At 68.1% G+C, this 1,149-nt stretch carries 1 protein-coding gene; it reads right to left on the reverse strand.

From position 1 onward, the window contains the following. Window positions 1-36 precede the first annotated feature (36 nt). Window positions 37-975 (reverse strand): IS110 family RNA-guided transposase, encoded by a 939-nt coding sequence (locus QO010_RS23940; RefSeq protein ID WP_307353294.1) that lies wholly within the window; start codon window positions 973-975, stop codon window positions 37-39. Window positions 976-1,149 lie beyond the last annotated feature (174 nt).

The following is a 1,149-nucleotide window of genomic DNA, read 5'->3' on the forward strand; positions in this document are numbered from 1 at the left end:
CCGCTCATCCCCGCGAAAGCGGGCGACTGTATTGGGTCAAGTGGGTTTGGCCCAAGGCTGCTGGTGCTTGAGGATGCTGTTGGCGGCGATGACGATGCGTCGGGCGATGGCGACTAGTGCGACCTTGGCGGGTTTTCCGGCGGAGCGCAGGGCCAGATATTCCTGCTTGAAGCCTTTATCGGTGCGCACGGCGCTGACGGCGGCCATGTAGAGGGCCACCCGCACGCAGGGCCGTCCGCCGCTGATATGGGCGGCGCTGTTGCGGGTCCCGCTCTGGTTGGGGTGGGGAGCCAGGCCTGCCAGGTTGGCGGCGGCTTTGCGGTCGAGTGATCCGAGCTCGGGCATGTCGGCCAGCAGGGTCATGCTGATGGCGGGACCGACGCCGGGGATGGTCTGCAGCAGTCTGCTGCGGGCCTGGCCATCCGGCTCGGCGGCCAGCAGAGCATGCAGCTGGGCTTCCAGTCGAGCCCGCTCCTGGGCCAGGTGGGCGATGATCAGCCGGCAACTGTCGGCGACGGGCTCGTCGAGGGTCTGCTTGAGGCGGGTCTTCTCCATGGCGGCCATCTCCACCACCTGGCGACGGCGCGTGGACAGGGCGCGGATCTCGAAGGCCTTGGCGCTCGGGACAGGGCGGGTGGCGTCGCTCATCAGCAGAGCGAAGCGCGCGATGAGCTGCGCGTCCAGTGCGTCCGTCTTGGCCCGCCGCCCTTCGGCAGTCCTCAGCGCCTTGATGCGCTTGGGATCGACCACCCCGACCTCGAACCCCGCATCGGCCAGGCCCCGCACCAGACGCGCGCCATAGCTGCCGATCGACTCAAGGACGACGCGCTTCACATCGGCCCGCCTGAGCCGATCCACCAGCGCCCTGATCCCTGAAGGACCATTATCCACCCGGAACGCCCGGCCCGACGGCGCCAAGCCCACGTCAAAGTAGTCACGGCCGACGTCCACGCCGGCAGCGCATGCTGTCGTCATCTTCCCGCTCCTGTGTTCGAGCTGAAGCGGCTAGCGCCCCGCCCTAGCGACTGTTCGGATACGCACGACTGGCGGACGCGACCCAGCCCGCTTGCGGTCTCTTCGACCAGGGACCCAACGGCCTACGCCCGCCAACATCAGGCATCAGCCCAACACCATCTGCAATACACAGGG

Source organism: Caulobacter ginsengisoli, assembly GCF_030814835.1.
Classification (GTDB): Bacteria; Pseudomonadota; Alphaproteobacteria; order Caulobacterales; family Caulobacteraceae; genus Caulobacter; species Caulobacter ginsengisoli.

Bases quoted from the DNA above. Each gene is read 5' to 3' on its own strand.
- QO010_RS23940 (WP_307353294.1), bottom strand. From the start codon at position 975: ATGACGACAGCATGCGCTGCCGGCGTGGACGTCGGCCGTGACTACTTT.